Raw genomic sequence first — 26,705 nt, 5'->3', positions numbered from 1 at the left:
ATCGTTCGGCACCGTTCAATAATTCAATTAATTTCCTAATTTTCGAATTCGTATTGAAGGTAGCATGCAGGAAATTCTCCGTTCATATTTAAACAGGCTTACGAATCTCTCGGGCAATAACAGGTCACTCTTATTGCTGCGGTTGCCGGCAAATCAGTTCATCGACCTCCGTGATTTTGAGTTCCTGGTCAAGGATGGTTCCTTCAAAATAATTGAATCACTTATTTCCGGGAAAGAACAGCCGTTATGTCCATTGATGGATTCGCGCGACGATGAAGCCAATGCGATGAGCCGGAAGATTCGTAAACTTGACCGTGAAGACCGGTTCATTTTTGATGAGCGTGGCTCAAAAGATCTCTATGTAGGCTGGCCGTTTGTACATGGAAAGCTTGCTAACGATACGATTGTCCGTGCACCCCTCTTGTTCTTCCCCGTGGAAATCCAGCTCAAAAAAGATCAGTGGGTGCTTGTGCCGCGCAATGACAGTGGAACGATGTTCAATAAGTCATTTCTCCTGGCGTACAGTCACTATAACCAGATCAAGCTGGATGAGGACTTGCTCGAACGCACCTTCGATGACTTCGAAATGGACAGTGCAGTGTTCCGTACCTCCCTGTATCAGCTGCTCAAGGAAAGCAATGTGGAGTTGCACTTCAACCAGGATACCTTTATGGATACCCTGATCAGCTTCGAGGATTATCGCAAGGACGATTATGAAAAGAATCATTCCACCGGTAAGCTGAAGCTTTATTCTGAAGCTGTGGTTGGAATCTTTCCACAGGCCGGATCCTACCTTGTTCCCGATTACCTGCATTTGCTTGAAAATGAGCAGGTAGAATCGATGGATGAATTCTTTGAAAAGCGGGCGGTTTTCACCGAACGTGCCGGAGGTGGTCAGGTTCACGAGGAAAAGGTTCTGAATATTTTTCCAATGGATGCCCACCAGGAAAAAGCGCTGCAGGCAGTGAAGCAGGGTTTCTCCCTGGTAGTGGAGGGACCTCCGGGAACCGGAAAGTCACAGCTGATCTGTAACCTGATCGCCGATCATATGGCGGCCGGCAAAAAAGTACTCGTGGTTTCCCAGAAACGTGCTGCACTGGATATCGTGTATCAGCGGCTAGCCGAGCGGCAGCTGGGTAATTTTGTAGGCCTTGTACATGACTTCAGAAACGACCGAAAAGAAATTTATGGTAAAATAGCCGGACAGATTGACCGGTTGGAAGAATATCAGTCGCGCAACAACGGACTTGATGCTATCCAGCTGGAAAGAAATTTCCTTCAGACCAGCCGTAATATTGATCAGCTCAAGGAAGAACTTGAAGAATTCAGATTTGCCCTGTTTAATGAACAGGAGTGCGGAGTATCGATTAAGGAACTTTACCTGACTGCACACATTCATGCGCCTTCAGTGCCACTGAAACAGGAATATACCCAGTTCAGGTTTGATGAGTTGAGTGAATTTGCACGAAAGCTCAATACATATAGTGAATACCTGCTCCGTTTCCGGGGGACTGATCATATCTGGAACGACCGCATCTCCTTTGCCAGGCTTCAGGCAGGGGAGCTTAAAAATATCCGGGATATTTTGGACGACATTCCGAAGTTCCATAAGCGGATTGAAGATCGGGTAGAAAAAATATTGGGTCACCGGGTAACATTGCAGGATTGTGAATTGATTTATTCACGCAGGGATTTCATTGTCGAGATGCTGGGTATTTTAAAGAAGCCCAGGGCCTACCGGTATTTCAGGCATATGATGAATTATCCTGATCAGGACACCAACCATTTATGGCTTTCCAATATCGAACGTGTGATGATGGAATGCTACACAGGAGATGGCCCGGAAAAAATCCTTAAAACGGAAGAATTAGGTCATTTTCAGGAATCATTGCAGCAGGGCCTTGAAGCCCATGAGAATATTTTCAAGAGAATTCAATGGCGTCTTTTCTCGCGGGAAAAGGCTTTCCTGATCAATACTATCCAGAAAAACGGACTGGATATCAATCGCGAAGGCTTCAATGCAATGGCCCAACGGATCGATAACCGGCTTAACCTGGAACATAACCTTACCAAACTGCGGGATCAGAAATGGTTAAGTGAAATTCCGGACACATATGATAAGGTAGATTACCAGAATTGGTTTCATGTCCAGAAATTGAGTGTTAAAGCCAAACTGGTGTTTAATTCACTTCGAAATTTCAAGGAATTTCTGAACGTACAGGTACTTTCATATGAGGAACTGAGAGAAAAGCTGGAGGAGCTTTTTGTCGTGCTGAAGGATATTCCTGAGAAAAAGGCTGCCTGGCTCACCTATCTCACACCCAGTCAGGTAGGAAAACTGATCAGTGCGCCCCAACTGGCGAATGATCTTTCCAGTGCCCTCGATGAAGACTTTGATGCACTTTGCGAGTATGACCGCCTGAGAGATTCGATGCTGAATGTTGAAATTCAGGTAATCGAGCGCATCATTGAGCTTGATGAGGTGGAGACAGCGAAGGATGTTGAAGACGTATTCATGAATAGTCTGCGCCTGGCGTGGATCGATCATATCGAAACAAAATATCCGGTCCTTCGAACCGTCTCATCGCGAACATTTCAGAAAAAGGTGGCAGAGCTGCAGCAGCGTGTTGATGAAAAGCTGGATATCAGCAATGACATGCTTCTGCTCCGCGCACGTGAGCGCATGTACGAGCATGTTGAATACAACAGGCTCAATAATCGTGTGACCTACCGGGATCTCTATCACCAGGTGACCAAGAAGCGGAGAATATGGCCACTGAGAAGGGTAATCAATGAATTTCAGGATGAGCTTTTTGATTTGATGCCTTGCTGGCTGGCATCGCCGGAGGCGGTTTCTTCTCTATTTCCCATGAGGCCTTTCTTTGATTTGGTGATTTTCGATGAGGCATCCCAATGCTTTGTGGAGAAGGGTATACCTGCGATGTACCGTGGCCGTCAGCTGGTGGTCGCCGGTGATGATAAACAGCTCCGGCCAAATGACCTTTACCAGGTTCGCTTTGAAGGGGAGACGAATGATGTACTTGAGCTTGAAATTGATTCATTGCTGGAGCTCGCGTCTAAACACCTGATGCAGGTTCACCTCAAGGGTCATTACAGGAGTAAATCACTGGACCTGATCGACTTTTCCAACCGTCATTTCTATAAAGGCAATCTCATTCTCCTTCCCGAATACCAGGTTGTCAATTCAGGAATTCCGGCGATTGAATACAGGAAGGTTGAAGGTATATGGGAGAATAATACAAATGATGCTGAAGCGGTCGAAATAGCAGATATTCTGCTGGAAATGATCCGGAAGAAGTCTAAAAAGGATGTAGGGGTAGTTACTTTTAATGCACGACAACAGGAATATATCCAGGATATGCTGGATGAACGGCTGCTGGAAAGCGGTTTAATCTGGCCGGAACACTGGTTTGTAAAAAATATTGAAAATGTTCAAGGTGATGAAAAAGATGTGATCATCTTTTCGGTAGGCTATGCCCCCGACAAAAAAGGTAAAATGAGCCTTCAGTTCGGAAGTCTGAATGCCGCAAATGGCGAAAACAGGCTTAATGTGGCCGTGACCCGCGCACGTGAAAAAGTCATTCTTGTGAGTAGTATTTTGCCACAGCAACTCAAAACGGACAAAACCAAAAATGAAGGTCCGAAGTTGTTAAAAAAATACCTGGAATATGCCTGGGAGGTTTCTGAAGGCAGGTTTGAGCCGTTTGTGAAAGAACAAAAAGCACATCCGGCGGAATGGTATCTGAAGTCGAAGTTGCTGGAATTCGGTGAAGAATCCCTTGAGGATGTGACTCTTACAAATGAACTGCCATTTTCTGATCTCACAGCGAAACAAGGTAAAAAGTATGTGGGTCTGGTTTTAACCGACGATGAACGATATTTCCAGTCCGAATCGGTAAAGGACAGCCACGTCTATTTGCCAAGAATTCTGTCTGATAAAAACTGGTATTTCACTTCATTCTTCAGCCGTGAATACTGGCAAAATCCCGGTAAAGTAAATGAAGCACTTGTGCACTTTGTTAATCTGCATAAAGAGAGTCACGAATAATTACATCTCAGAACCACATTTGTAGCAATAGGAAGCTTTGTCACTGTGCTCTTCGGCACCGCAGTGCTGGCATGACCGGGTATTACTGTGAATGATATTTCCTTTTTTTGCCATTTCTGATGTTACAATTCCCGTGGGAACTGCAATAATCCCGTAACCCAGGATCATGATCAGTGTTGCGAGACCCTGTCCAAGTGGGGTTTGCGGTGCGATATCACCATATCCTACGGTCGTGAGTGTAACAACCGCCCAATAGATACTTTTAGGGATAGAGGTAAATCCATTTTCACCGCCCTCAATGATATACATCATTGTTCCAAGGATTACCACCATGATAAAAACACTGCCCACAAATACGATGATCTTGGCGCGGCTGGCCCGTAATGCTTCCTTAAGCACCGAGGCTTCGCCCAGGAATCGGACCAGCTTGAATACACGGAAAACCCGGATAAGCCGAATGCTTCGGAGGATCAGGAAAGCCTGTGCACCTGATATGAATAAAGCGATGAAAGCCGGCAGGATGGAAAGGAGGTCAATTACACCATAGAAACTGGTGGCATATTTCCAGGGTTTGTTAACAGACCAAAGACGAGCAATATATTCAACTGTGAAAAGCGCAGTGAAAATCCATTCGGCAATGAAGAGGATATTGCCGTACTTGAGTCTGATTTCCAGAACGCTTTCGAGCATTACGGCGATCACACTCAGCACAATCGCAACCAGCAGAACAACATCGAAAGTTTTACCCCAGAATGTATCAGCTTCAAATATTACCTCATGGGTTTTCTCCCGCAAGCGCTCATATCGAGATTCATGCTTCATGGGTGTAATTTCTAAGATTACTAGCTTAAATACAAATGGCAGAAAACCTGTCAGTCAATCAAAGAGTGCGGCCGGTAATTTCTAGTCCATCAGCTTCTGAAGGATTTCAATGGCCGCTTTAGAGATTACCGTGCCCGGTCCGAATATCCCGCCAACGCCGGCATCGTACAGGAAATCGTAATCTGCCGGAGGAATTACTCCCCCTGCAATGACCGTAATATCATTCCTCCCCATTGATTTTAAGGATTCGATCAACGCGGGAATCAGGGTTTTATGTCCGCCCGCCAGGCTTGATGCTCCGATAAGGTGCACATCATTTTCAATTGCTTGTTTCGCCACTTCCTCGGGGGTCTGAAAAAGCGGACCAATATCAACGTCAAATCCGAGATCGGCAAAGCTCGTGGCGATAACCTTAGCGCCACGGTCATGGCCGTCCTGACCCATTTTGGCCACAAGGATTCTTGGCCGGCGTCCTTCTTTTTCCGCGAATTTATCAGATAGCTCGCGTGCTTCGTGAAATTTCTTGTCCATTTGCAATTCAGATGAATAAACCCCGCTGATGGCACGGGTGGTGGCCTTATGCCGGCCGAATACTTTTTCCATGGCATCGGATATTTCGCCAAGGGTAGCACGTGCCCGTGCAGCTTCAACCGCTGCTTCGAGCAGGTTGCCTTTTCCTGAGGCAGCTATTTCACTGATATTGTCCAGGGCTTGTTGTACCGCTGCATCATTCCGTTCTTCTTTCAGCTTTTTCAGACGGGCGATCTGCTCATCACGTACACGCGTATTATCGACTTCCAGGATCTCAAAATCCGGCTTCTCATCCGTTTCGTATCTGTTTACGCCTACAATGATATCCTTGCCTGAATCAATTCTTGCCTGCTTACGTGCAGCTGCTTCCTCAATGCGCATTTTGGGGATCCCGCTCTCAATAGCAGCCGCCATACCCCCGAGAGAATCAATTTCCCGGATGTGTTCCCACGCCCGTCCGACGAGTTCGTTGGTAAGATTTTCGAGGTACGCCGATCCACCATATGGGTCAACAACTTCCGTAATACCTGCAACTTTTTGTAAAAAGAGCTGCGTGTTCCTGGCAATGCGTGCGGAATAGTCGGTAGGTAATGCAATGGCCTCGTCAAGCGCATTCGTGTGGAGAGACTGTGTTCCACCCAGCACCGCGGCCATGGCTTCAATGCATGTACGTGTTACGTTGTTGTAAGGATCCTGCTCGGTGAGGCTCCATCCTGAGGTCTGGCAGTGTGTGCGCAATGCCATTGATTTTTCATTTTTTGGATTGAATTCCTTCACGATCTGCGCCCACATCAACCGGCCTGCACGCATTTTTGCTACCTCCATAAAATGGTTCATGCCAATTCCCCAGAAGAATGACAGTCTTGGTGCAAATGCATCAATATCAAGCCCTGCTGCGATACCGGTACGCAAATATTCCAGTCCGTCTGCCAGGGTGTATGCCAGTTCAATATCCGCAGTGGCCCCGGCTTCCTGCATGTGGTACCCACTGATACTGATGGAATTGAAGCGTGGCATCTTTTCAGATGTGTACTTGAAAATATCTGATATAATGCGCATGGATGGCTTGGGCGGATAGATATACGTATTCCGCACCATGAATTCCTTTAGAATATCGTTCTGGATAGTGCCGCTGAGCAGTTCCGGTTTCACGCCTTGTTCTTCCGCTGCGACAATGTAAAATGCCATAATCGGGATAACAGCACCGTTCATGGTCATAGATACCGACATCTTATCCAGTGGGATCTGATCAAACAGGATCTTCATATCCAGTACGGAATCAATAGCGACCCCGGCTTTTCCCACATCCCCGGTAACCCGCGGATGATCGGAATCATATCCACGGTGGGTGGCCAGGTCGAAGGCTACTGAAAGGCCTTTCTGACCTGCCGCCAGGTTTCTGCGGTAAAAAGCATTTGATTCCTCTGCAGTAGAAAAGCCCGCATATTGGCGAACCGTCCAGGGCCTTACCGTATACATGGTTGTGTAGGGTCCCCGCAGATATGGAGGTATTCCGGAAGAAAAACCGGTGTGCGGCAGTTTTTTAGTGATGTTGTATTCCGACATTACCGTAATTTTCTCAGCCGCCTCCCATTCAGATGCAGGTGAAGATGCCGGGGCAGGTTGATACGTATCGAAATCAATATTTTTAAAATCTGGTTTCATTCGGCTGAAAGTTTTTGAAATTTCTCCCAAACGGCTCTTCCGAGCTGTTCTGTGAGTGATTCAATGTAGTAGGCTCCCGCGAGGGCATCCCTTGTCTTATCCAGGTATGATTCTTCCTTGAGAATGATTCCGGTATTTCTGGCGATCCTTTTCTGCAACAGGCTTTCGGCATCCTCCGGCATCACCGTTAGTGCATGGACACCTCCCAGGACCCCGGCCATTGCCGATGAAGCCGATTTAATAAGATTACCCATGGGTTGATAGTTTTCCTCAATCCACGGTGTGGATATTCCATGAATCAATATATCGTCCGGATTAATCCTGCTTCCCCAGGCATGAACAAGCTTATACATTAACATGCGAATGGCACGCAATCGGACAATTTCATGAAAATATGCCGGCCCCAGTTTGATGCCAAAGACAAGTTCACCTGCCACCTGATCCGCTGTATGTCCCATACTGATAAACTTATCCAGGTTATCACTTACGTTAATCATCAGGTTTGCCAATGAATCTATGACGCCTTCACCACTTTCCGGTTGTTCAAAATACTGGCTCCGGAATTTTGGCCAGGGCTCAAACAGACTGATCAGGTGATCAGTGTTATCTTTTGATTCCTTCAGATGAATATAACCGGTAACGTCCTGCCGATCCACATCCCGGGAATCGAGCCACGCACGGATGGCGTCGGCCTGCTTCATTTCTTTCACGGTGAAGGACAGGAAAATATATTCCGGCAGCACATCCTGGAGAAGGACTGAAATCGAAACAGGCTTCCGGATGTCAAAATGTATTCCTTCGGCCCCATTCATCAGGAGTTCGAGCGCTTCGGCATTTGCGGTGGAGGCATCATCCACGACAATACGAACTACATTATACCATCCCCGCGCTGCCATACCCTTGCCGTCCCCGGGGGTCAGTTGATTGCTGAATGTCAGGATTTTATCATTCAGATCACCCGAATCGTAGTATGGCTTGATTTGAAGGTCGCCCCAATTTTTGAACAGTGCTTCAAAAGCTTCCGCCGATTTTAAATCATTGATGGCGTGTTTTTGCCACTCGTCGAAATTTACTGATTTAAATTCTGTCATAATTGTTGGATCACGCAGTAAAGTTACTAATTTGATAAGAAACACCGATTGTAAAAAGGGTCTCTGCAAAAAGACACAAACAGGCGATTAGAGGGCATATCTAAAAAACTCAGAATATCCCTCACGTTAATCTTTCATGTTCCTGTTTTTTTTGCCAAATTTGTTTCCCTTTTTAAATCAGAAGTTACATCTGAACAAAAGTTTATATTCTTATTACATGAAGATTGATTGTGGAACAGTTTGGGGCGATTGTCTTCGAGTGATCAGGGAACATGTGCCGGAGCAGAGTTTTAATACCTGGTTCAAGCCCATTATCCCTTTGAGTTGCTCGGATGACGTGCTAACAATACAAGTGCCCAGTCAATTCTTTTATGAATGGCTTGAAGAGCATTATGTACAGGTTTTAAAAAAGGCGATTACCGCCGTAATGGGCCCGCAGGCCCGCCTGGAATATTCGGTAATTGTAGACAGGGGCAACAGTAGAACCTCGCCCTTATCGGTAAACCTTCCCAACAGACCGAATAATAAGAACAGTAACGGACAAAATTCATCTACTGATTATTTTTCTCCGTTCCACCTGAAAAATGTGGATACACTTTACCAGGAATCGCAACTTAATCCGAATTATACCTTCGATACCTATATTGAAGGGGATTGCAACCGGCTGGCCCGATCTGCCGGATTTGCAGTTGCCCAGAAACCAGGAATCACTTCATTCAATCCGTTGATGCTTTATGGCGGGGTGGGATTGGGCAAGACTCACCTGGTTCAGGCCATTGGAAATGAGATCAAGTCGAATATCGGTGACCGGTTTGTGCTTTATGTTTCATCGGAAAAATTCACAAATCAGTTCATAGAGGCACTTCGAAATAATAAGATCCAGGAATTTCAGAACTTCTACATGCAGGTAGATATCCTGATCATCGACGATGTGCAGTTTCTGGCAGGAAAAGAAAGAACCCAGGAAATATTCTTCCATATTTTCAACCATCTGCACCAGGCGGGTAAGCAGATTATTATGACCAGTGACTGCCCGCCGCGGGATCTGAAAGGTTTACAGGAAAGGCTGCTCTCGCGGTTTAAATGGGGACTTACAGCAGATCTGCAGCAGCCTGATTATGAAACGCGCGTTGCCATTATTCAGCGCAAGATGCAGGCCGACGGGATCAATATTCCGGATAATGTGATTGAATACCTTGCTTACAGCGTCGACACGAATGTCCGGGAACTGGAAGGAGTACTCATTTCGCTGATTGCGCATGCATCCTTAAGCAGGGCGGAACTTGACCTGGAACTTGCAAAGCAAATTCTGAAAAATATTGTCCATGATATTGACACTGAAGTAAGCATCGACTACATCCAGAAGACGATCTCTGAATATTTTAAAGTTGATGTTGAAGATCTCAAGGATAAAACCCGCAAGAAGGAGATCGTTATCGCGCGCCAGGTTGCGATGTATTTCTCCAAGGAATACACCGATCATTCACTGAAGGCGATCGGATATCATTTCGGGGGCCGTGATCACAGTACAGTGATACATGCGGTGCAGTCTGTGAATGACATGATGGATACCAGCAACAGTTTCAAATCCCAGATTGAAGAGCTTAAGAAAAAGCTCAAGATGAAAGCTATCTGATTTAATTTTTATCTTTTTGTAACGCCGCATACCAACACCCCGTACCTTTAAGGTATGAGTAATTCCTATCCCATCAATTCACGAAATAAGGTGAAACGTGTCCCGAACCGGGGTCACTATGATCAGAAAACGGTTTTTGAAGTCCTGGATGCAGGAGAGATTGCCCATGTGTCATTTGTTGCCGACGGACAGCCATTTGTTATTCCTACCCTGTACGGGCGAAGCGGAGAAGTAATTTATATCCATGGTTCTGCGGCAAGCAGAATGTTGAAAGCGCTTGAGGTGGGGATTCCTTGTTCAGTTTGCGTTACCCTGGTGGATGGCCTCGTACTTGCGAGATCTGCATTCCATCATTCAATGAATTACCGGTCTGTTGTTTTATTTGGTACCGCCCGAAAGGTGGAGGGCGACGAAAAGAATGAAGCTCTTCGAACGATCTCCGAACACCTGATCCCGGGTCGCTGGAATGAGGTGCGGGAGCCTACCGACAAGGAATTGAAGGGAACCATGGTACTTCGGCTTGAAATTGATCAGGCCAGCGCAAAAATTCGTACGGGTGGACCGAAGGATGACACGGAAGACTATGACCTGCCGATCTGGGCCGGGACCGTTCCGTTCAAACGGCAGGTATTGACTCCGGAAACAGATCCGGATTCAAAGGCTTCCTATGATGTGCCTGAATCGGTACTGAATTATCTCAAATCAAAGGAATAATACCCGCGGCGCCCCTGTTTATTGATACCCTCCATGATTACGCGTCCGCGGATTTTGGTTAAAATATCCACCAGTTCCTCGGGGGTTTTGATCTTATAATTATTGATCTCCGTAACTACGAAGTCTTCGGTGACACCGATGCGTTTTAATAAGCCGTTTTCAATATTGAATACCTTCACGCCATATTCAATTTCCAGGATATCCCTTTCCACCTTTGATACAGTTTCAAATTTTGCTCCCAGCACCTCTGAGGAGAAGATCTGTCGGCGAAGAATCGATGTCGTTCCCTCCCGGTTGGTGAGGGTTATTTTCGCCGCCTTTTCAGTACCGTCGCGCTCGTACACTACGGTGATCACGTCGCCCGGCGAATTGTAGCTGAGATCTTCCTCAAATTCCGACCGGCTGTTAACCGGATCATCGTTGATGCTTAGAATGATATCACCTTCTTTCAGACCGGCACGTGCTGCTGCTCCGTCTTCCTGAATATATCCCAGCACCACTCCCTTGAATTCTTTGTCGGCATCCACCTTAATATCAAGGCGGTCGGCAATTACAGAATTAAAGTCTACGACTTCACCTCCGAAAAATGCTTTCTGAACTTCTCCGTATTCAATAATATCATCTACCACCTTTTTTACGATGTCGATGGGAACAGCGAAGCCATAACCGGCATAGGAGCCTGTTTGCGACAGAATTGCTGTATTAATCCCAACGAGTTCGCCCGCACTGTTAACCAGTGCTCCTCCGCTGTTTCCCGGGTTGATGGCCGCATCAGTCTGAATGAACGATTCAATGGGGAAGTTGCTTTGAAGTATATTGATCTCACGGCCTTTGGCGCTCACTATGCCGGCTGTAACCGTGGAGGTCAGGTTGAAGGGATTACCTACCGCGATTACCCATTCGCCAACCTGCAGGACTTTTGAACTTCCCAGCCTGATGGCAGGAAGATTTTTATCCTCAATCTTAAGTACTGCAAGGTCGGTGGAAGGGTCCACACCGATCAGGCTCGCTTCATATGTTTTTTTATTGTAGACTACTTCCAGCTTATCGGCCTGATTTACAACATGATTATTGGTAACGATATAGCCATCTGCTGTGAAAATCACACCTGATCCGCTGCTGATCCGTGTTTCCGTTCCGGGATCCCTGTCAAATAGGTAATCCAGGTAGCTGCGTGAATAAACCTGCTCGCTGATATTTTTTATGTAAACCACACTTTGGGTAGTCAGACGGGACGCTTCCACGAAATCTTCGGCGGGAAGAACCGTGCGTGATTCAGATATTGCAGGTTCGTTTTCAGAATAATTTGCGACGGTTTGAACCGGAATATTGGTCTCGCTGGCCTTTGAATCCAACGCAAGTTGATCATAGACAAACGATCCCCCGATTCCGGCAATAAATCCGATCAAAATGGTTGCAATGGTTTTCCTCATGGTCAGTACATTTTTCAGGTAAATTTACAACACTTTATAACGTGACAAAAATCCGGAAGTTGTGCCTGTATCTGGTTAAATCTTGTTAAAATTGTCGTTATCGGAAGATAATCTATGGGGTTCAGATCAGTTTTAAGTAAACCTTTTGCCGCGTATATAGCAGCACAAACACGTAAGTGGGCAAAAGATCCGGTGGGTTCCCAGGAACGCATTTTACAGCAACTCATATCCACGGCACGCGATACAACATTTGGAAATGATCATGGATTTGCTGAAATCAGGAATCATGATCACTTCAAATCGGCCGTTCCGGTTCGTGATTATGAGGAGTTGAAGCCCTATGTCGCTCAGATCCTCGATGGGGATCAGGATGTTTTATGGCCGGGCAAGCCAACTTACTTTGCCAAAACCTCCGGTACCACCTCGGGCACAAAATATATTCCAATAACAAAGGAATCACTTCCAAACCACATTAATAGTGCGCGAAATGCGCTGTTGAGCTATGTGCACGAGACCGGAAATTCAGCCTTCCTGGATGGCAAGCTTATCTTCCTCTCCGGTAGTCCGGAGCTGGACATGCGGGCAGGTATTCATACAGGGCGTCTCTCCGGAATTGTAAATCATCACGTGCCAGGCTATTTGCGCACCAACCAGCTTCCCAGCTTTGAGACCAATTGCATCGATGACTGGGAAACGAAGCTCGACCGAATTATTGATGAGACGATTGATGAGCGAATGACATTGATCTCCGGAATTCCTCCATGGGTTCAAATGTATTTCGACCGGATCGAAAAACGCACCGGAAAGAAGATAAAGGATGTATTTCGTGATTTTTCACTCTTTGTTTATGGAGGGGTAAACTTTGAGCCTTACCGCGCAAAATTATTTGAAAGTATCGGTAAATCAGTCGACTCCATAGAAACGTATCCCGCATCTGAGGGGTTCATCGCTTACCAGGACAGCCAGCACGAGGAAGGTCTGCTTTTATTACTTAACAGCGGGATCTTTTTCGAATTTATCCCGGCGGATCGCTTTTTTGAAGATAATCCGCCGCGTCTCACGATTGGTGAGGTGGAGACAAATGTGAATTATGCCGTAATAATCAACAGCAATGCCGGATTGTGGGGGTATAACCTGGGAGATACGATCAAATTTGTATCGACAGACCCTTACCGAGTTATCGTCTCCGGCAGGATCAAACATTTTATTTCGGCATTTGGTGAACATGTGATCGGGGAGGAGGTTGAAAAAGCCATGCGTGAATCCCTCACCAGGCATCCGGAGGCGGAAATAGTTGAATTTACGGTTGCGCCCAATGTCACCCCAACGGATGGAAGAATGCCCCACCATCAATGGCTTATCGAATTTTCAAAAATGCCGTCGGATTTGGATGCATTTATTGAGGATCTGGATCATGCCCTGCGCAGGCTGAATTCGTACTATGATGATCTGTTATCAGGAAATATTTTAAAGGTCCTGGAAATAGTTCCGCTCCGGCGAAGCGCATTTATTGATTATATGAAAGATCAGGGTAAGTTGGGCGGTCAGAATAAAGTGCCCAGACTGTCGAACGACCGGAAAATTGCCGGAGAGTTAATCAAATACAGGAAAAACGATTAGTGATGAATAATACAGAATTTGCCGGCAAGAGGGTTGCGATTCTCGGTTCTACGGGATCGATTGGCACACAGGCACTTGAAGTGATTGAAGCAAATCCTGATCATTTTGAGGTGGAGGTGTTATCAGCGCAGAATAACTGCGAATTATTGATCCGCCAGGCTTCGAAATTCAGACCGAATGTAGTGATCATCGGGAATGAGGATCGGTATGATGAAGTTTTTAATGCGCTGGATCCGTTGGGTATCAAGGTGTATGCAGGAGCCAATGCCCTGGCAAGTGTGGTTGAGATGGATTCGATTGACCTCGTGCTCACTGCGCTGGTAGGTTATGCCGGATTGCAACCAACCATGCATGCGATCCGTTCGGGTAAGAGCATTGCGTTGGCGAATAAAGAGACTCTTGTCGTTGCAGGGGAGCTGATCACTGCCATGGCCCGCGAAAAAGGCGTGAACATTTATCCCGTGGATTCCGAACACTCAGCGATTTTTCAATGCCTGGTGGGTGAATTCCATAATCCGATAGAAAAGATTATTCTCACTGCTTCCGGCGGACCGTTCCGTGGGAGGACGAGGGATGAACTGGCTGAAGTTACAAAGGCACAGGCACTGAAACATCCAAACTGGGATATGGGGGCGAAGATCACGATAGATTCCGCGTCACTTATGAATAAAGGGCTGGAGGTTATTGAGGCGAAGTGGCTATTCGGATTGCGTACCGACCAAATTGAGGTAGTGGTTCATCCGCAGTCGATCATTCATTCGATTGTTCAGTTTGAGGACGGATCGATGAAAGCACAGATGGGGTTGCCCGATATGAAACTGCCGATACAATACGCCCTGGCATTTCCGGAGCGATTAAAGTCGGATTTCAAACGTTTTGATTTCAGTAATTACAGTTCTCTTACTTTTGAGGCGCCCGATACGAAAACTTTTCGTAATCTTGCACTTGCTTATAAAGCGCTTGACGATGGCGGAAATATGCCGTGTGTGCTGAATGCAGCAAATGAAATAGCGGTGGCCTCCTTTTTGGAAGACCGCATCAAATTTTTGGAAATGTCGGACGTTGTAGAACATTGTCTGGCTAAAGTTCCTTTTATAAAAACACCGGCATACGAAGATTATGTTGAAACTGACCGGGAAACACGACGCATAGCGTTAGAAAAAATTAAGTAATGGAAGGATTTATCATGGCGGCTCAGATCTTACTGAGCCTTTCAATATTGGTGGGATTGCATGAGATGGGTCACTTGTTGGCGGCCAAGTTATTCGATATGCGTGTGGAGCAGTTTTCCATCGGTTTTCCACCCAAAGTATTCAGTTTTAAGTACGGAGAAACAGAATATGCGCTAAGTGCTATTCCATTGGGGGGTTTCGTGAAAATTTCAGGGATGATCGATGAATCCCTCGATACAGAAAAAATGAAGGAACCTCCGCAGCCCTATGAGTTCCGCTCAAAACCGGCCTGGCAGCGACTGATCGTGATGCTGGGGGGTATTATTGTGAATGTGATCACAGGTGTGATCATCTTTATTTTCCTCACTTATATCTACGGGGAGACCTACATATCAAAGGACGCCGTAAATGAAAATGGAGGAATTGTGGCACTTGAACTGGCTCAGGAGCTCGGGCTGGAGACCGGTGATCAGATTCTCAAGATCAACGGGGAGGATTTTCAGGACTTTCAGGATGTGTTGAAGTCACAGGTGTTCCTTGGAGAAGATGCATTTTATACCGTAAAGAGAAATAATCAACTCGTGGATGTTTCGATTCCCGACGATTTTATCGAGAAGATGAACAGTTCCGACGCGATCTCTAGTTTTCTCTACCCCCGTTACAGATCGATAATTGGCGAGGTTAGTCCGAATACCATCGCCGAAAGGGAAGGCCTCAGAGAGGGTGATGAAGTTGTCGAGATTGCCGGCATTCCGGTTCAATATCAGGATCAGGTGAGCTCGGTAGTGAAAGGATTTCATGAAGATTCAATTACCGTAGCCTATAAGCGTGATGGTGAAATATATCGTTTCAAGGCAGATTTCAGGTCAGACTCCGTGATCGGGTTCTTCCCGGCTGATAATCTTGTTCGCGAGACTATTAATTACTCTTTTGGTGAAGCCATTCCGCATGGTACAAAAAAAGCGTTCAATATTGTTTTTCTGCAGGTGAAGGCATTTGGAAAGATGCTCAGCGGGGTGATCAATCCCGCCAAATCATTGGCAGGCCCCTTCCGGATTGCACAGGCATACGGTGGAGAATGGATCTGGGAACGTTTCTGGTTTATGACAGGTTTGCTGTCGATGGTACTGGCATTTATGAACTTATTGCCGATTCCGGCTCTCGATGGAGGTCATGTGATGTTCCTCACCTATGAGATGATATCGGGGCATAAGCCTTCGGATAAATTCCTTGAGAATGCGCAGAAGATCGGGATGATCCTACTGCTGGCACTCATGGTCTTCGTGATCTTCAATGATATTTTCTCCTTTGAGTTTGTGAGGAATTTGTTCGGGCTGGATTAACTTTTAGTCAGTAGTCAGTAGTCAGTAGTACCTGGCTCATGGCAATAGTATATGGGTTATTTACGGTAAAATATTTTTGGGAAGCTCTGCTTCTTTCTCAATTCAAAGACTACTAATACCAACAGAAGATTCCGGCCCACTCTATACTCCCTACTAATTTCTACCACTACTGACTACTGACTACTGACTACTGACTAAGGACTTATCCCGCATACCTGGGATCATCGATAAAAATGGCTTTCTCCATTCTTTCGACCTCGAGTGTATAGTATTCAAACTCTTCCACTACTTTTCCGGTGAGGCTGTATATCCCGCGTCCGCGGAACGGATAGCGGGCCGCGACAGGAGGAAAGTGTACCGTGTCGATAAATGCACCCTCATGGTCCAGGAACGTCCCGAAATGCATGCGCTTTTTATTGGTCGTGTTTGTGTTTTTTACCGTAACGAGGTATCCATAAATGGTGATCTGCTGACCGACGAGTTCTGGGAATTGACGTACGGCCGTCATGGATAACGGTGGTTCCCGAAGCAATTCAAACGGGTTGGTGAGCGGAAAGCCCAGCAACTCAAATTCATCAAAGGCATCCTCATAGGTTTCGAGCGCCAGCTCCGGAAGCGTGAAATTTGGTTTCGGGGTTTTGAAAAGGCTTTTTTCGGGCTGACTTTTTTTTGCGTGCCCCAGCATGAAATGTGCTTTCCACCGGAGTTCCTTTTTATTCTTGCCGGTAAACAAAAAGGCGCCGATACGTATGAGAAGTGTAAGCTGCTCAAGGGACACCGGAACACGATCCACAAAATCTTCCATATCGCTGTATAGGCCGTTCGCCTCGCGTTCGGCGACGAGGGCATGTACTACTTTTTGCTCCAGGTCCTTCACCAGGATAAACCCCAGATAGATTTCCTTTCCGAATAGCCGGGTGTCCATCGTGCTGTGATTCACGCAGGGCGGGTGGAGGGTTGCCCCGTGCAGCCTTGCCTCATGTGCATAAAATTCCGTTCGGTAAAATCCGCCGAAATTGTTAATAGTAGCCACCATGTACTCGAGTGGATAGTAGGCCTTGAGAAAGAGGCTTTGATAGCTTTCCACCGCATAAGAGGCAGAATGCCCCTTTGCGAATGCATAACCTGCAAAACTTTCGATCTGTCGCCAGATCTCACGTGTTTCCTCATCGGAATAGCCTTTTTCCCTGCAATTGGAAAAATACTTATCCTTCACCTTATTAAATTCCACCCTTGAGCGAAATTTGCCCGACATGCCCCGGCGCAGTACATCGGCTTCGGCCAGCGTGAGTCCGGCGAAATAATGCGCCACCTTGATCACATCTTCCTGGTATACCATCACCCCGAATGTTTCGGGCATAATCTTCATCAGCACCGGGTGCGCCTCCTTGCGTTTTTCGGGGTAGCGGAAACGGAGAATATACTCACGCATCATGCCCGACTGCGCGACACCCGGCCGGATAATTGAGCTGGCGGCCACCAGGCCCAGGTAGTCATCAACGCGAAGTTTTTTGAGCAGCATTCGCATAGCAGGGGATTCCACATAGAAGCACCCGATCGCCTTTCCTTCACGCAGCAGTTCCTTTACCGGCTCATCATTTTTGAAGCGGTTGATGTCATGAATGTCGGGTACTTCGTCCGGGCCTCTCGATTCCCCGATGATATCCAGCGTTTCCCGTATTTTACTGAGTCCGCGCTGACTCAGAATATCAAATTTGTACAGGCCCACATCTTCGGCGATGATCATATCGAAGTGTGTGGTCGGGTATCCCTTTGGCGGAAGGTCTGTCGCAGTATAGTAATGGATGGGTTTTTCTGAGATCAGTATCCCGCCGGCATGCACACTCAGGTGGTTTGGAAAGCCTTCGATAAGCTTACCGTAGCGGAGTATCAGGCGGGCATAGTAGTCCATCTGTTCATCCCTGCTGCCGGGGAGCCGGCCCTCTGCCAGTGCGTCTATCTCATGGGAAGGCAATCCGAATACCTTACCCAATTCACGTACCACCGCACGGTACTGAAAGGTTGTATAGGTTGCAAGCAGGGCAACATGGGGAAACCGGCTGAAAATATATTGAGTTACATCTTCCCGGTCTTTCCATGAAAAATCAATATCAAAATCCGGCGGATTTTTCCGGTACAGGTTGATGAAACGCTCAAAATACAGGTCCAGCTCAATGGGATCCACATCGGTGATGCGCAGCAGGTAGGCCACAACGCTGTTGGCGCCGCTTCCCCGGCCTACATAGAAATACCCCTTACTGCGTGCGTAGGAAGTGATATCCCAGTTGATGAGAAAGTAGGATACGAATCCTTTTTCACGTATGATCGATAATTCCTTCTCCAGCCGCTCATGGATGCGCGGGGAGGGATTGGGGTACCGGTACCGGAGTCCTTCTTCACAAAGGCGAAGAAGCAGTTCATCGTCAGATGCCGCTGATCCCGTATAGGTCTGCAGGTTCTTATGCGGATGGCTGTCGCCGAATTCAAACTCAATCGTGCAGCGGTCCAGGACAGACCGGGTGTTACGGATCATTTCGGGATAGGCGGCGAACGATTTTTCCAGGTCCGCCACGTTCATCATTACATGTGCCGGATCCCCCTCTTCGCTTTTCGGAAGTTTGCTCAACAGGGTATTGTTGTCGATGGCACGCAACAACCGGTGCGCATTGAAGTCGGCCTTGTTCCGGAAGGTTACGGGTTGAAGTATTACTGTCTTGCGGGGTTGTGCCGACCACGGGAGGAACGGGAAACGGCTGAGATCGCCGGTAGATACCCCGATATATTCGTGATCCCCCAGCGGTCTTTCCGGTATGTTATGGAGCGGGTAGACAATAAAACAGTTTCCCAGTGGGGGAGGTGCCTCCGGCAGTGGCGTTTTGCTGTGTAGGTATTCCGAAAGGAAGTCATTCAGCTCTTTAAAACCCTCGTTGTTTCGTGCAAGTCCGACATACAGCTGCCGGGCTCCGTGGCGGAAATCAATTCCCAGCACCGGCCGGATCCCATACTGTTCCGACAGCCGCACAAAGTCCAGGCAGGCGGCTGTAGTGTTAATGTCTGTGATGGCCAGCGTATCCATACCTTTTTCAGCAGCCATCTTCAGCAACTCCCGTATGGGAATGGTGCCGTAGCGGAAGGAGTAGTAGGTGTGGTTGTTTAGCATCACTTTGTAGTCAGTAGTCAGTAGTCAGTAGTCAGTAGTGGGGTTGATAGTCAGGTTTTAAGTCAATAGTTTAAGTTCAGTAATCAGCAAGCCTCTGCCGATAACTACTGACTACTGACTACTGACTACTGACTACTGACTAGTTATGCCTGTTCGCCAGCAGTGGCGGTGGTTCTCCGCTGAACGGGTTGAACCTGCCGATGGTGCGCGCTTCCATGCCTGATGCGCGGAGTATTTTCCGGTCCCCGTGTTTCTCCCGGATGCGGTCCATTGCCTGGTACAGGCTGATCATTTCCTCGGCATCCTCAAACAGGCTGATCTGATGCCCCCCGTATACCAGGTGACTGTATTTTATACCGATCAGCCGTACCAGCAGACGCCGGTTGTAAACCCTGTTGAAGAGTTCCATTACCCGGGGGATCAGTATGTGATCCGCTGAAGTGTAGGGAATGCGTGACTGCAGCGTATAGGTGTTGAAATCGGAATAACGGATTTTGACCGTTATACATGCCGTCACTTTTTTGCCCCGCCGCAGCTGAAACGCAAGATTTTCAGCCATAGCCAGTATGATCCCCCGCAGCTTCTCCATATCCGTCGTGTCCCTGTCAAAGGTCCGTTCCGTAGATATCGATTTTCGTTCCGAGTAGGGGATTACCGGGGAAGTATCAATCCCCTGCGCCTTTTTCCAGATACTGATCCCGTTCTGCCCGAATACCTTTTCCATCAGCTCCATCGGCATTTCCTGTATCGTGGCGATCCGCTTAATTCCCAGTCCGCACAGCGATTGATACGTCTTTTCGCCGATCATCGGGATTTTCCGTACTGATAATGGCGCGAGGAATGGCCGCTCCTGCCCGTAGTCGATCTTCAGCTGATTGTTGGGTTTGGCTTCACCGGTGGCAATCTTCGAAACAGTCTTGTTTTCAGAAAGCCCGAAGGATATCGGCAGCCCGGTTTCCCGGATGATCCGTTTCCGCAAATCCGCTGCCATCCTGAAACTGTTGAAAAACCGCTCCATCCCGGTAAGATCCACATAGAATTCATCAATGGAGGTCTTTTCATATACCGGTACAGATTCCCGGATGATCTCCGTTACCTCACGCGATTTTGCGGTATATGTACCTGTATTTCCCCGTATGATAACCGCTTCCGGGCATAATTGCCGGGCCAGCTTCATCGGCATGGCCGAATGAACCCCGAATTTTCGCGCTTCATAGCTGCAGGCCGCTACCACACCGCGGTCTGTTACCCCGCCCAGTAAGATAGGTTTGCCCTCCAGCCGGCTGTCCAGCAACCGTTCACATGACACAAAAAATGTGTCCAGATCCAAATGCAATATTGCCCTCCCTTGCATACCTTTTTTACTAATTTCATGTATGCTAAAATAATTATTAAATACTAAAAATATTAGTAATTACTAAAAATAAATTTCAGAGGTGACAAATTGCTGAAACCAAAAATGGCAAAAAACAGGTTACAAAGCAGGGTTCTGTATAATAGATGAGCAGGGAAAATCACTTAAAGTCGAACCATGAAAGGAAAATCATATATCCCCATTTTTTGGTATGTTTCCATATTGAAGCAATCACTAATTTGGTGTAACCGAAAAATTCGTTGATGTCTAAAGCCGGCTTGTTAATTTTAGTATTGGTTATACTGGGTTTTTGTTTTTCCTGCAAATCAAAGCAACAGAATGGGAGAACGGAAGCTAAGGTATACATAGATCAGCATGAAGGCCGCTACAGACTTATCCGTAACAGCGAGCCATTCTATATCAGGGGGGCAAATGGAACCGTTCAGCTTTCACGTCTGCATGAAATTGGTGGTAATACCATTCGCACCTATGATACACTCCAATTAACCAGTATACTTGATGAGGCCCATGCAAATGGGCTTGCCGTAATTGTCGGACTCCCGATAATCCGCAGTTATCATTATAACACCTATTATCACAATGATTCGCTTGTTCAGGGACAATACGACGCCGTTAAGAATACCATTCGGAAATACAGGGATCATCCGGCACTACTCATGTGGTGCCTCGGCAATGAACTTAATTTTACATTCGGTCCGAAGTATGGTAAATTCTATGAGGCCTTAAATCAACTCATCCAACTGATTCACAGTGAAGACCCCAATCATCCTGTAACCACTACCATTCAGAGCTTTGGAGAAGGGTATGTGGCCAATATAAAGTGGTATGTTCCGGATATTGATATCATTTCAATCAATACATTCGGGAAATTACGACAACTGGAAGAGGACCTTTCCTATTATAAGTGGTTCTGGAATGGTCCATATATCATAACAGAATGGGGAGTTAACGGACATTGGGAGAGTGATAGTACGATTTGGGGAGTCCCTGTAGAAGAACCCAGTTCCAAGAAGGCAGAATTTATCAAAACTGCTTACAGCGAAAAGATTATTACCGAGCAGCGTCGGTGTCTGGGTTCACTCGTTTTTTTCTGGGGTTCCCGGCAGGAAAAGACTGATACCTGGTATCCTCTCATTACTGATGACGGTTTGGAAACCCAGTCGGTAGAGGAGCTTCAGTATCTGTGGACGGGTAAATACCCGGAGAACCGTGCTCCCGTCGTTGAATATGCATTGTTGAATGAAAAGGGGCCGAATTCTGATATATTACTCAGGCCAGGGGCAACATATCCTCTCGAGGTACTGGTTCATGATCCTGATGGGGATTCCCTTCAGTTTGAATGGTATCTTTATGCTGAAAATTGGTATAAACCTACCTTTGATCAGGAGCGGGAAATCATCCCGCTTTCAGGACACATTGTTGACCCAAAGGCCCGGAAAACGACTTTTCAGACTCCTGATCATGAAGGAGCGTTCAGGGTTGCGGTAAATGTTTTCGATAACAAAGGACATCTTGGAACGGCAAATGTTCCTTTTTATGTGGTAAAATAGAATGGACCATACGACAGTTAAATCACCAAAAAAGCATGAGATCCGGATCCTTCGGGCGATGATCATTATTGGGGTGATCAACATGGCGTATTTCTTCATCTGGTTCATTCAACCTGACCACATTTCTTATTTGCCACTCTATGTGATCATCGTGCTGGTATTGCTTTTTCAATTCCTGAGAATTCTGCACGAATGGTATCATTATTTTAATATTAAAATGCCCGCAAACGTTCCGATGCCACCGGGTTATCGTCCCACTGTAGACGTTTTCACAACCTATTTCCCGGGTGAACCGTATGAAATGACCGAACAAACGCTGGAGGCAATATTATCAATCCGGTACCCGCATGAAACGTGGCTTTGTGATGAGGCAAACGATCAAAGGTTGAAGGAGTTCTGTGCCAGCCGGGGCATACATCATGTAACGCGCAATTCACGGAAGGATGCAAAAGCCGGAAATATCAATAATGCACTGCAGTATGCTTCCGGTGAAATATGTGTGATCATTGATCCAGATCATGTTCCGCATCCTGATTTTCTTGATCCAATCGTTCCGCATTTTGCAAATACTGAAATTGGGTATGTTCAGATCGTCCAGGCATATTACAATTTTGATGAAAGTTTTGTAGCCAAGGGAGCTGCACAGCAGACCTTTCAGTTCTACGGTCCCATGATGATGTCGATGAACCATTATGGAACAGTCCTGGCCATTGGTGCCAATTGTACGTTTCGAAGGGAGGCGCTTGACTCAATTGGCGGTCATGCGCCAGGATTGGCCGAAGACATGCATACATCCATGTTGCTGCATGCAAAAGGATGGAAGTCTGTTTATGTTCCTAAAATTCTGGCCCGGGGCCAGGTTCCTTCCACCCTGCATGCCTATTTTATGCAGCAATTGAAGTGGTCAAGGGGAACCTGGGACCTTCTCGTACATGTTTTACCAAAGATTTTCACTGATCTGTCGTGGCGGCAACGTCTTCATTACCTCACCGCACCCTTCTATTATTTTTCGGGCATCATCTATTTTCTGAATTTTCTGATCCCTATCATTTGCCTTGTCTTTGCCATCTTACCATGGAAGGGTGATTTTTTCACTTTTGCTCTGCTGATTCTACCATTATTCGCGTCGACCGTTTTGATCCGTCATTATGTGCAGCGGTGGGTGATGGAAGAAAAAGAGCGGGGGTTTCATTTATTGGGGGGAATCCTTCAAATCGGAACCTGGTGGGTTCACTCCCTGGGGATACTCTATACCTTTATCGGTAAGAAAGTCCCCTATTTACCTACCCCAAAGGATAACCGCGACCAGAGTCACTGGACCCTGCTGTTACCGAATATTCTGGTAGGATTATTTTCTGTAGCAGCGATTATCTACGGATTGCGCTACGACTGGAATCCGTATTCAATCATCATGGCCGGAATTGCGCTCACCAATTTCACGAGTATGTCTATCGTTACATACATCGGCATAAACAGCCGGCGCATGCAGCATTCAGCCGGCCGAATCACACCGATGAGTGTATTTCTTTGGACCAAACGACAGTTTTGGTATTTGAGGCATTTTCTCTACCGGGGACTGCGTCTGGGTGGACTGATGATACTTCTGTTACTCACCCTTGGAATGTTCGTGGCGCAGCGTAACGATAAACAAGCCTTTCAGGATCCTCCAAAAGCGCAGCAGCATACCGGTAGGTTAATTACAGGTGAATTTTCGCCTTACGGGGACAGGGGATTATCGGCAACAGGTCCGTCTGACCTGGCATCGGGGATTGTTTCCTTCTATTCATCCTGGACTGATTCGCTTCCAAATAAAGAGTACTTTGCCAGTATTTATAATACCGGACGGATACCCATGGTGACATGGGAGCCCTGGATTTCAGATTCAAAAGAGGATTTACATTCCATATCGGTTTTTTCGCTCATTAACCAGGGTGAATTTGATGAATACCTTACCGAGTCGGCAAAGTATTTCGCTGCACTGGAACGTCCCGTTCTTATACGGTTTGCACATGAAGTGGATAACCCGTTCTACCCATGGTCAGAAGAAGGCAGTGTTTCCCCGCAAAATTTTAAAAATGCCTTTAGAAGAGTTGTGTCTGTATTTCGGAACCAGGGGGCGAGAAATGTAACATGGGTGTATAATCCATGGAAGGCATCAGCACTTGACCAATATTACCCCGGAGATGATGTGGTAGACTGGATCGGTGTAACATTGCTGGATTATGGTCCGCACCTTCAAAATCGTTCTTATTCCTTCAATGAGCTGTATGCTCCGTTTCACGAGAGATTAATTGCCTATCCCGGCAAACACGTCATTTTAGCTGAAATGGGAACTTTGTCGGAAGACCGTTCAAAATGGTTAAGCAATGCTTTTTCATCCATTTATGAACGCTATCCCGAAATTTCAGCCCTTATATTTTTTCAGAGTGATAAGGATCAGAACATTCCTCCCGGAGTCTCAGATGTTGAATTCCTGAACTGGAGTATTAACAATACGAGTCAGGTAAGTGCATTGTTGTCGGATAAGTTTGATGTTCAGCAGTGGTCCAATCAACTGATTAATACCAGGAAACCGAATGGAGCATTCAAAAAGCAACCGATGGATGTTAGCGGTATTACCTATAACAAAGCCCACCAGTGGTTTCGAAATGTGCATTCTCTCAACCGTCGGGTTCTCGAAGAGGATTTTGCTCAAATAAGATCGCTGGGCTTTACTGAAATTAAACGCCAGGGCCCTGGAATGTATGATCAAAATGTTCTTTCGGTTGCGCAGGACATGAATATGAAAGTCCATTATGCCTTTTGGCTGGAGCCGGATTCTATATATATACAAGAGCAGGAACTGGATATTATGGATAGGGTGCGGGAATTGAAGAATGACCGGTCAATCGCCTCCTGGAATTTAACAGGAGCCGTTTTTAATCAAATCGATCTGCTGTATGATCCGGTGGAGCGTGTTATTCAGGCCGACTGGTGGGCCCGGAGAGTCAATGAAATGGCGGGGAGATTGCATAGTCTTGATCCGGAAAGACCTGTAACAATCGATTATAAACTCGGGGTTTCCGGTGTTCATGAGTTTCTGCAGATTGCAGGCATGATCCCTGAGATAGATCAGTGGGTATTGTATCCGGCAGATTCCTTGGTGCTAACAGTAGTTTCAGACTCTCTTAACAAATGGAAAGTTCCATATTACTGGGAGGGGCCTGCTCCTGAGATATTTTGTGATTATAACGGATTCATGCCCTGGCAGGACAGGTATCAACGGGAACTGGTTGTTTTCGATGGTCTTGTAGATATCTGGGGAAGGAGAAAACAGAACTATCTGAAAGTTGATCAATGCCTTAATGGAAACCGGGTAGATGTTGACATTCCTGCATGGAATTTCATTCTGCCGGCCATACCTGCCTGGCCGCAATCCAGCTTTCCGCTTCAGGCAATTCAATACCGAAACGGTGAACCGGAAGCATTAACAGATTCAGGCCCATGGACAATTGATTGGTACCTTGTCCAGGTAGATGTATTTGGTAATGAAAAGGCCATTATGCCGGTTGGAAAGGGACCCAGCGTACAATTGGAATTGCCATGGAATGCTGATTATTTTAAGGTCCTTATGGTAATTCACAACACATCCATCAGTAAACACATTACAAAACCCCTGGTACTTCCGGTACATCCTTCACAACGCGATCAATATACTTCACTGAAATAAGTATCTTGCTCTATGAACTTACCCATTTATCAGATAGATGCATTCGCCAGCGAGGTTTTTCAGGGTAACCCGGCAGCGGTTGTACCCCTGAGCGACTGGTTGCCGGATCCCGTTCTTCAGAACATTGCCCTGGAGAATAACCTGTCAGAAACCGCTTTTTTTGTTAGAAATGAAGATGGTGCCTATCATCTGCGCTGGTTCACACCAGTAAATGAAGTGGATCTTTGCGGTCATGCAACGCTCGCCACGGCCTTCGTTCTGTTTGAACACCTCAACTATCAACAGGATGTCATCCGGTTCGATACACGCAGCGGGCGCTTAACCGTTGCAAAATCAGCAACAGGATTTCAGATGGATTTTCCGTCCGACAACCCAAACACAGTACCTGCTGGTGAATTTGAAGCCATGATCGGTTGCCCCATACTGGGCGCATACAAGGGCGTTTCTGATATGCTTATTGAGGTTGAAAATCAGCAGATTGTCCAAAATGTGCAGCCTGATTTCAGGGCCATGACCGCCTTTCCGGTGCGTGGGTTTATCGTAACCGCCCGGGGTGAACAGACCGATATCGTTTCCCGGTGTTTCTATCCCGCATATGGTGTTGACGAGGATCCTGTAACGGGTTCAGCCCATACCACGCTTTTCTCCTTCTGGGGGCCGAAACTTGATAAAACTGAAATGACTGCTCAGCAGCTTTCAGCTCGTGGTGGCATGTTGCGGGGAAAAATACAAAAGGACCGGATATTGCTCGAAGGGAATGCTGTATTATACCTCCGGGGCGAGATCCGGACACGCTGAGGCATTTTCGATCTGCC

At 46.7% G+C, this 26,705-nt stretch carries 15 protein-coding genes; 9 read left to right on the top strand and 6 right to left on the bottom strand.

Annotated features, from left to right (window positions below):
• The first annotated feature begins 64 nt into the window (after window positions 1-64).
• On the top strand, window positions 65-4,069 hold the full coding sequence (locus tag LDX50_RS23525; RefSeq protein ID WP_225698658.1) for an AAA domain-containing protein: 4,005 nt from the start codon (window positions 65-67) through the stop codon (window positions 4,067-4,069).
• Here the strand turns inward: LDX50_RS23525 and LDX50_RS23520 are convergent, their stop codons facing one another.
• From LDX50_RS23520 to LDX50_RS23510, 3 genes are all read right to left on the bottom strand, one after another.
• Window positions 4,070-4,891: an ion transporter gene (locus LDX50_RS23520; RefSeq protein WP_225698657.1), complete on the bottom strand. Its 822-nt coding sequence runs from the start codon at window positions 4,889-4,891 to the stop codon at window positions 4,070-4,072.
• An 81-nt stretch (window positions 4,892-4,972) separates the two neighbouring features.
• Entirely contained in the window at window positions 4,973-7,087 is a 2,115-nt protein-coding gene (gene scpA, locus LDX50_RS23515; protein WP_225698656.1) for a methylmalonyl-CoA mutase, read from the bottom strand.
• The gene (locus LDX50_RS23510) at window positions 7,084-8,178 is read right to left on the bottom strand and encodes a methylmalonyl-CoA mutase family protein (protein ID WP_225698655.1); all 1,095 of its coding nucleotides are present in this window, start codon (window positions 8,176-8,178) and stop codon (window positions 7,084-7,086) included. Before LDX50_RS23510 ends, scpA begins: the two co-directional genes overlap by 4 nt.
• A gap of 217 nt (window positions 8,179-8,395) precedes the next feature.
• Here LDX50_RS23510 and dnaA point away from each other — a divergent pair, with 217 nt between their 5' ends.
• Together dnaA and LDX50_RS23500 are read left to right on the top strand one after the other, a co-directional pair.
• Entirely contained in the window at window positions 8,396-9,814 is a 1,419-nt protein-coding gene (gene dnaA / locus LDX50_RS23505) for a chromosomal replication initiator protein DnaA (RefSeq protein WP_225698654.1), read from the top strand.
• A gap of 54 nt (window positions 9,815-9,868) precedes the next feature.
• Entirely contained in the window at window positions 9,869-10,528 is a 660-nt protein-coding gene (locus tag LDX50_RS23500) for a pyridoxamine 5'-phosphate oxidase family protein (protein WP_225698653.1), read from the top strand.
• Here the strand turns inward: LDX50_RS23500 and LDX50_RS23495 are convergent.
• Window positions 10,507-11,961, bottom strand: coding sequence for a S1C family serine protease (locus tag LDX50_RS23495; RefSeq protein ID WP_225698652.1), 1,455 nt, complete (start codon window positions 11,959-11,961; stop codon window positions 10,507-10,509). The genes LDX50_RS23500 and LDX50_RS23495 overlap by 22 nt on opposite strands.
• Window positions 11,962-12,075: 114 nt before the next feature.
• Here LDX50_RS23495 and LDX50_RS23490 point away from each other — a divergent pair, with 114 nt between their 5' ends.
• The 3 genes from LDX50_RS23490 to rseP are packed head-to-tail and all read left to right on the top strand — an operon-like array spanning window position 12,076 to window position 16,096.
• On the top strand, window positions 12,076-13,581 hold the full coding sequence (locus tag LDX50_RS23490; RefSeq protein ID WP_225698651.1) for a GH3 auxin-responsive promoter family protein: 1,506 nt from the start codon (window positions 12,076-12,078) through the stop codon (window positions 13,579-13,581).
• Window positions 13,582-13,583: 2 nt separating this feature from the next.
• On the top strand, window positions 13,584-14,753 hold the full coding sequence (locus LDX50_RS23485) for a 1-deoxy-D-xylulose-5-phosphate reductoisomerase (protein ID WP_225698650.1): 1,170 nt from the start codon (window positions 13,584-13,586) through the stop codon (window positions 14,751-14,753).
• The gene (gene rseP / locus LDX50_RS23480) at window positions 14,753-16,096 is read left to right on the top strand and encodes an RIP metalloprotease RseP (RefSeq protein WP_225698649.1); all 1,344 of its coding nucleotides are present in this window, start codon (window positions 14,753-14,755) and stop codon (window positions 16,094-16,096) included. The genes LDX50_RS23485 and rseP overlap by 1 nt, the downstream gene beginning before the upstream one ends.
• Window positions 16,097-16,298: 202 nt before the next feature.
• Here rseP and LDX50_RS23475 read toward each other — a convergent pair whose 3' ends face one another.
• Window positions 16,299-19,256 (bottom strand): DNA polymerase III subunit alpha, encoded by a 2,958-nt coding sequence (locus LDX50_RS23475; RefSeq protein ID WP_255647364.1) that lies wholly within the window; start codon window positions 19,254-19,256, stop codon window positions 16,299-16,301.
• A 139-nt stretch (window positions 19,257-19,395) separates the two neighbouring features.
• A complete protein-coding gene (gene dinB / locus LDX50_RS23470) occupies window positions 19,396-20,610 on the bottom strand; it encodes a DNA polymerase IV (RefSeq protein WP_225698647.1) in 1,215 nt (404 codons plus the stop codon).
• 263 nt (window positions 20,611-20,873) lie between these two features.
• Between dinB and LDX50_RS23465 the strand changes: the two genes are divergently transcribed.
• Genes LDX50_RS23465 through LDX50_RS23455 form a run of 3 tightly spaced genes read left to right on the top strand, consistent with a single transcriptional unit; the run spans window position 20,874 to window position 26,688 of the window.
• Window positions 20,874-22,181: a glycoside hydrolase family 2 TIM barrel-domain containing protein gene (locus LDX50_RS23465; RefSeq protein ID WP_225698646.1), complete on the top strand. Its 1,308-nt coding sequence runs from the start codon at window positions 20,874-20,876 to the stop codon at window positions 22,179-22,181.
• Between the two features lies 1 nt (window position 22,182).
• Window positions 22,183-25,890: a glycosyltransferase gene (locus tag LDX50_RS23460; protein ID WP_225698645.1), complete on the top strand. Its 3,708-nt coding sequence runs from the start codon at window positions 22,183-22,185 to the stop codon at window positions 25,888-25,890.
• A gap of 12 nt (window positions 25,891-25,902) precedes the next feature.
• Entirely contained in the window at window positions 25,903-26,688 is a 786-nt protein-coding gene (locus LDX50_RS23455) for a PhzF family phenazine biosynthesis protein (protein ID WP_225698644.1), read from the top strand.
• Window positions 26,689-26,705 lie beyond the last annotated feature (17 nt).

Source organism: Fulvivirga sedimenti (assembly GCF_020328055.1).
Note: the sequence above shows the minus strand (reverse complement) of the source record. Positions and strands in the feature narration are given on the sequence as shown.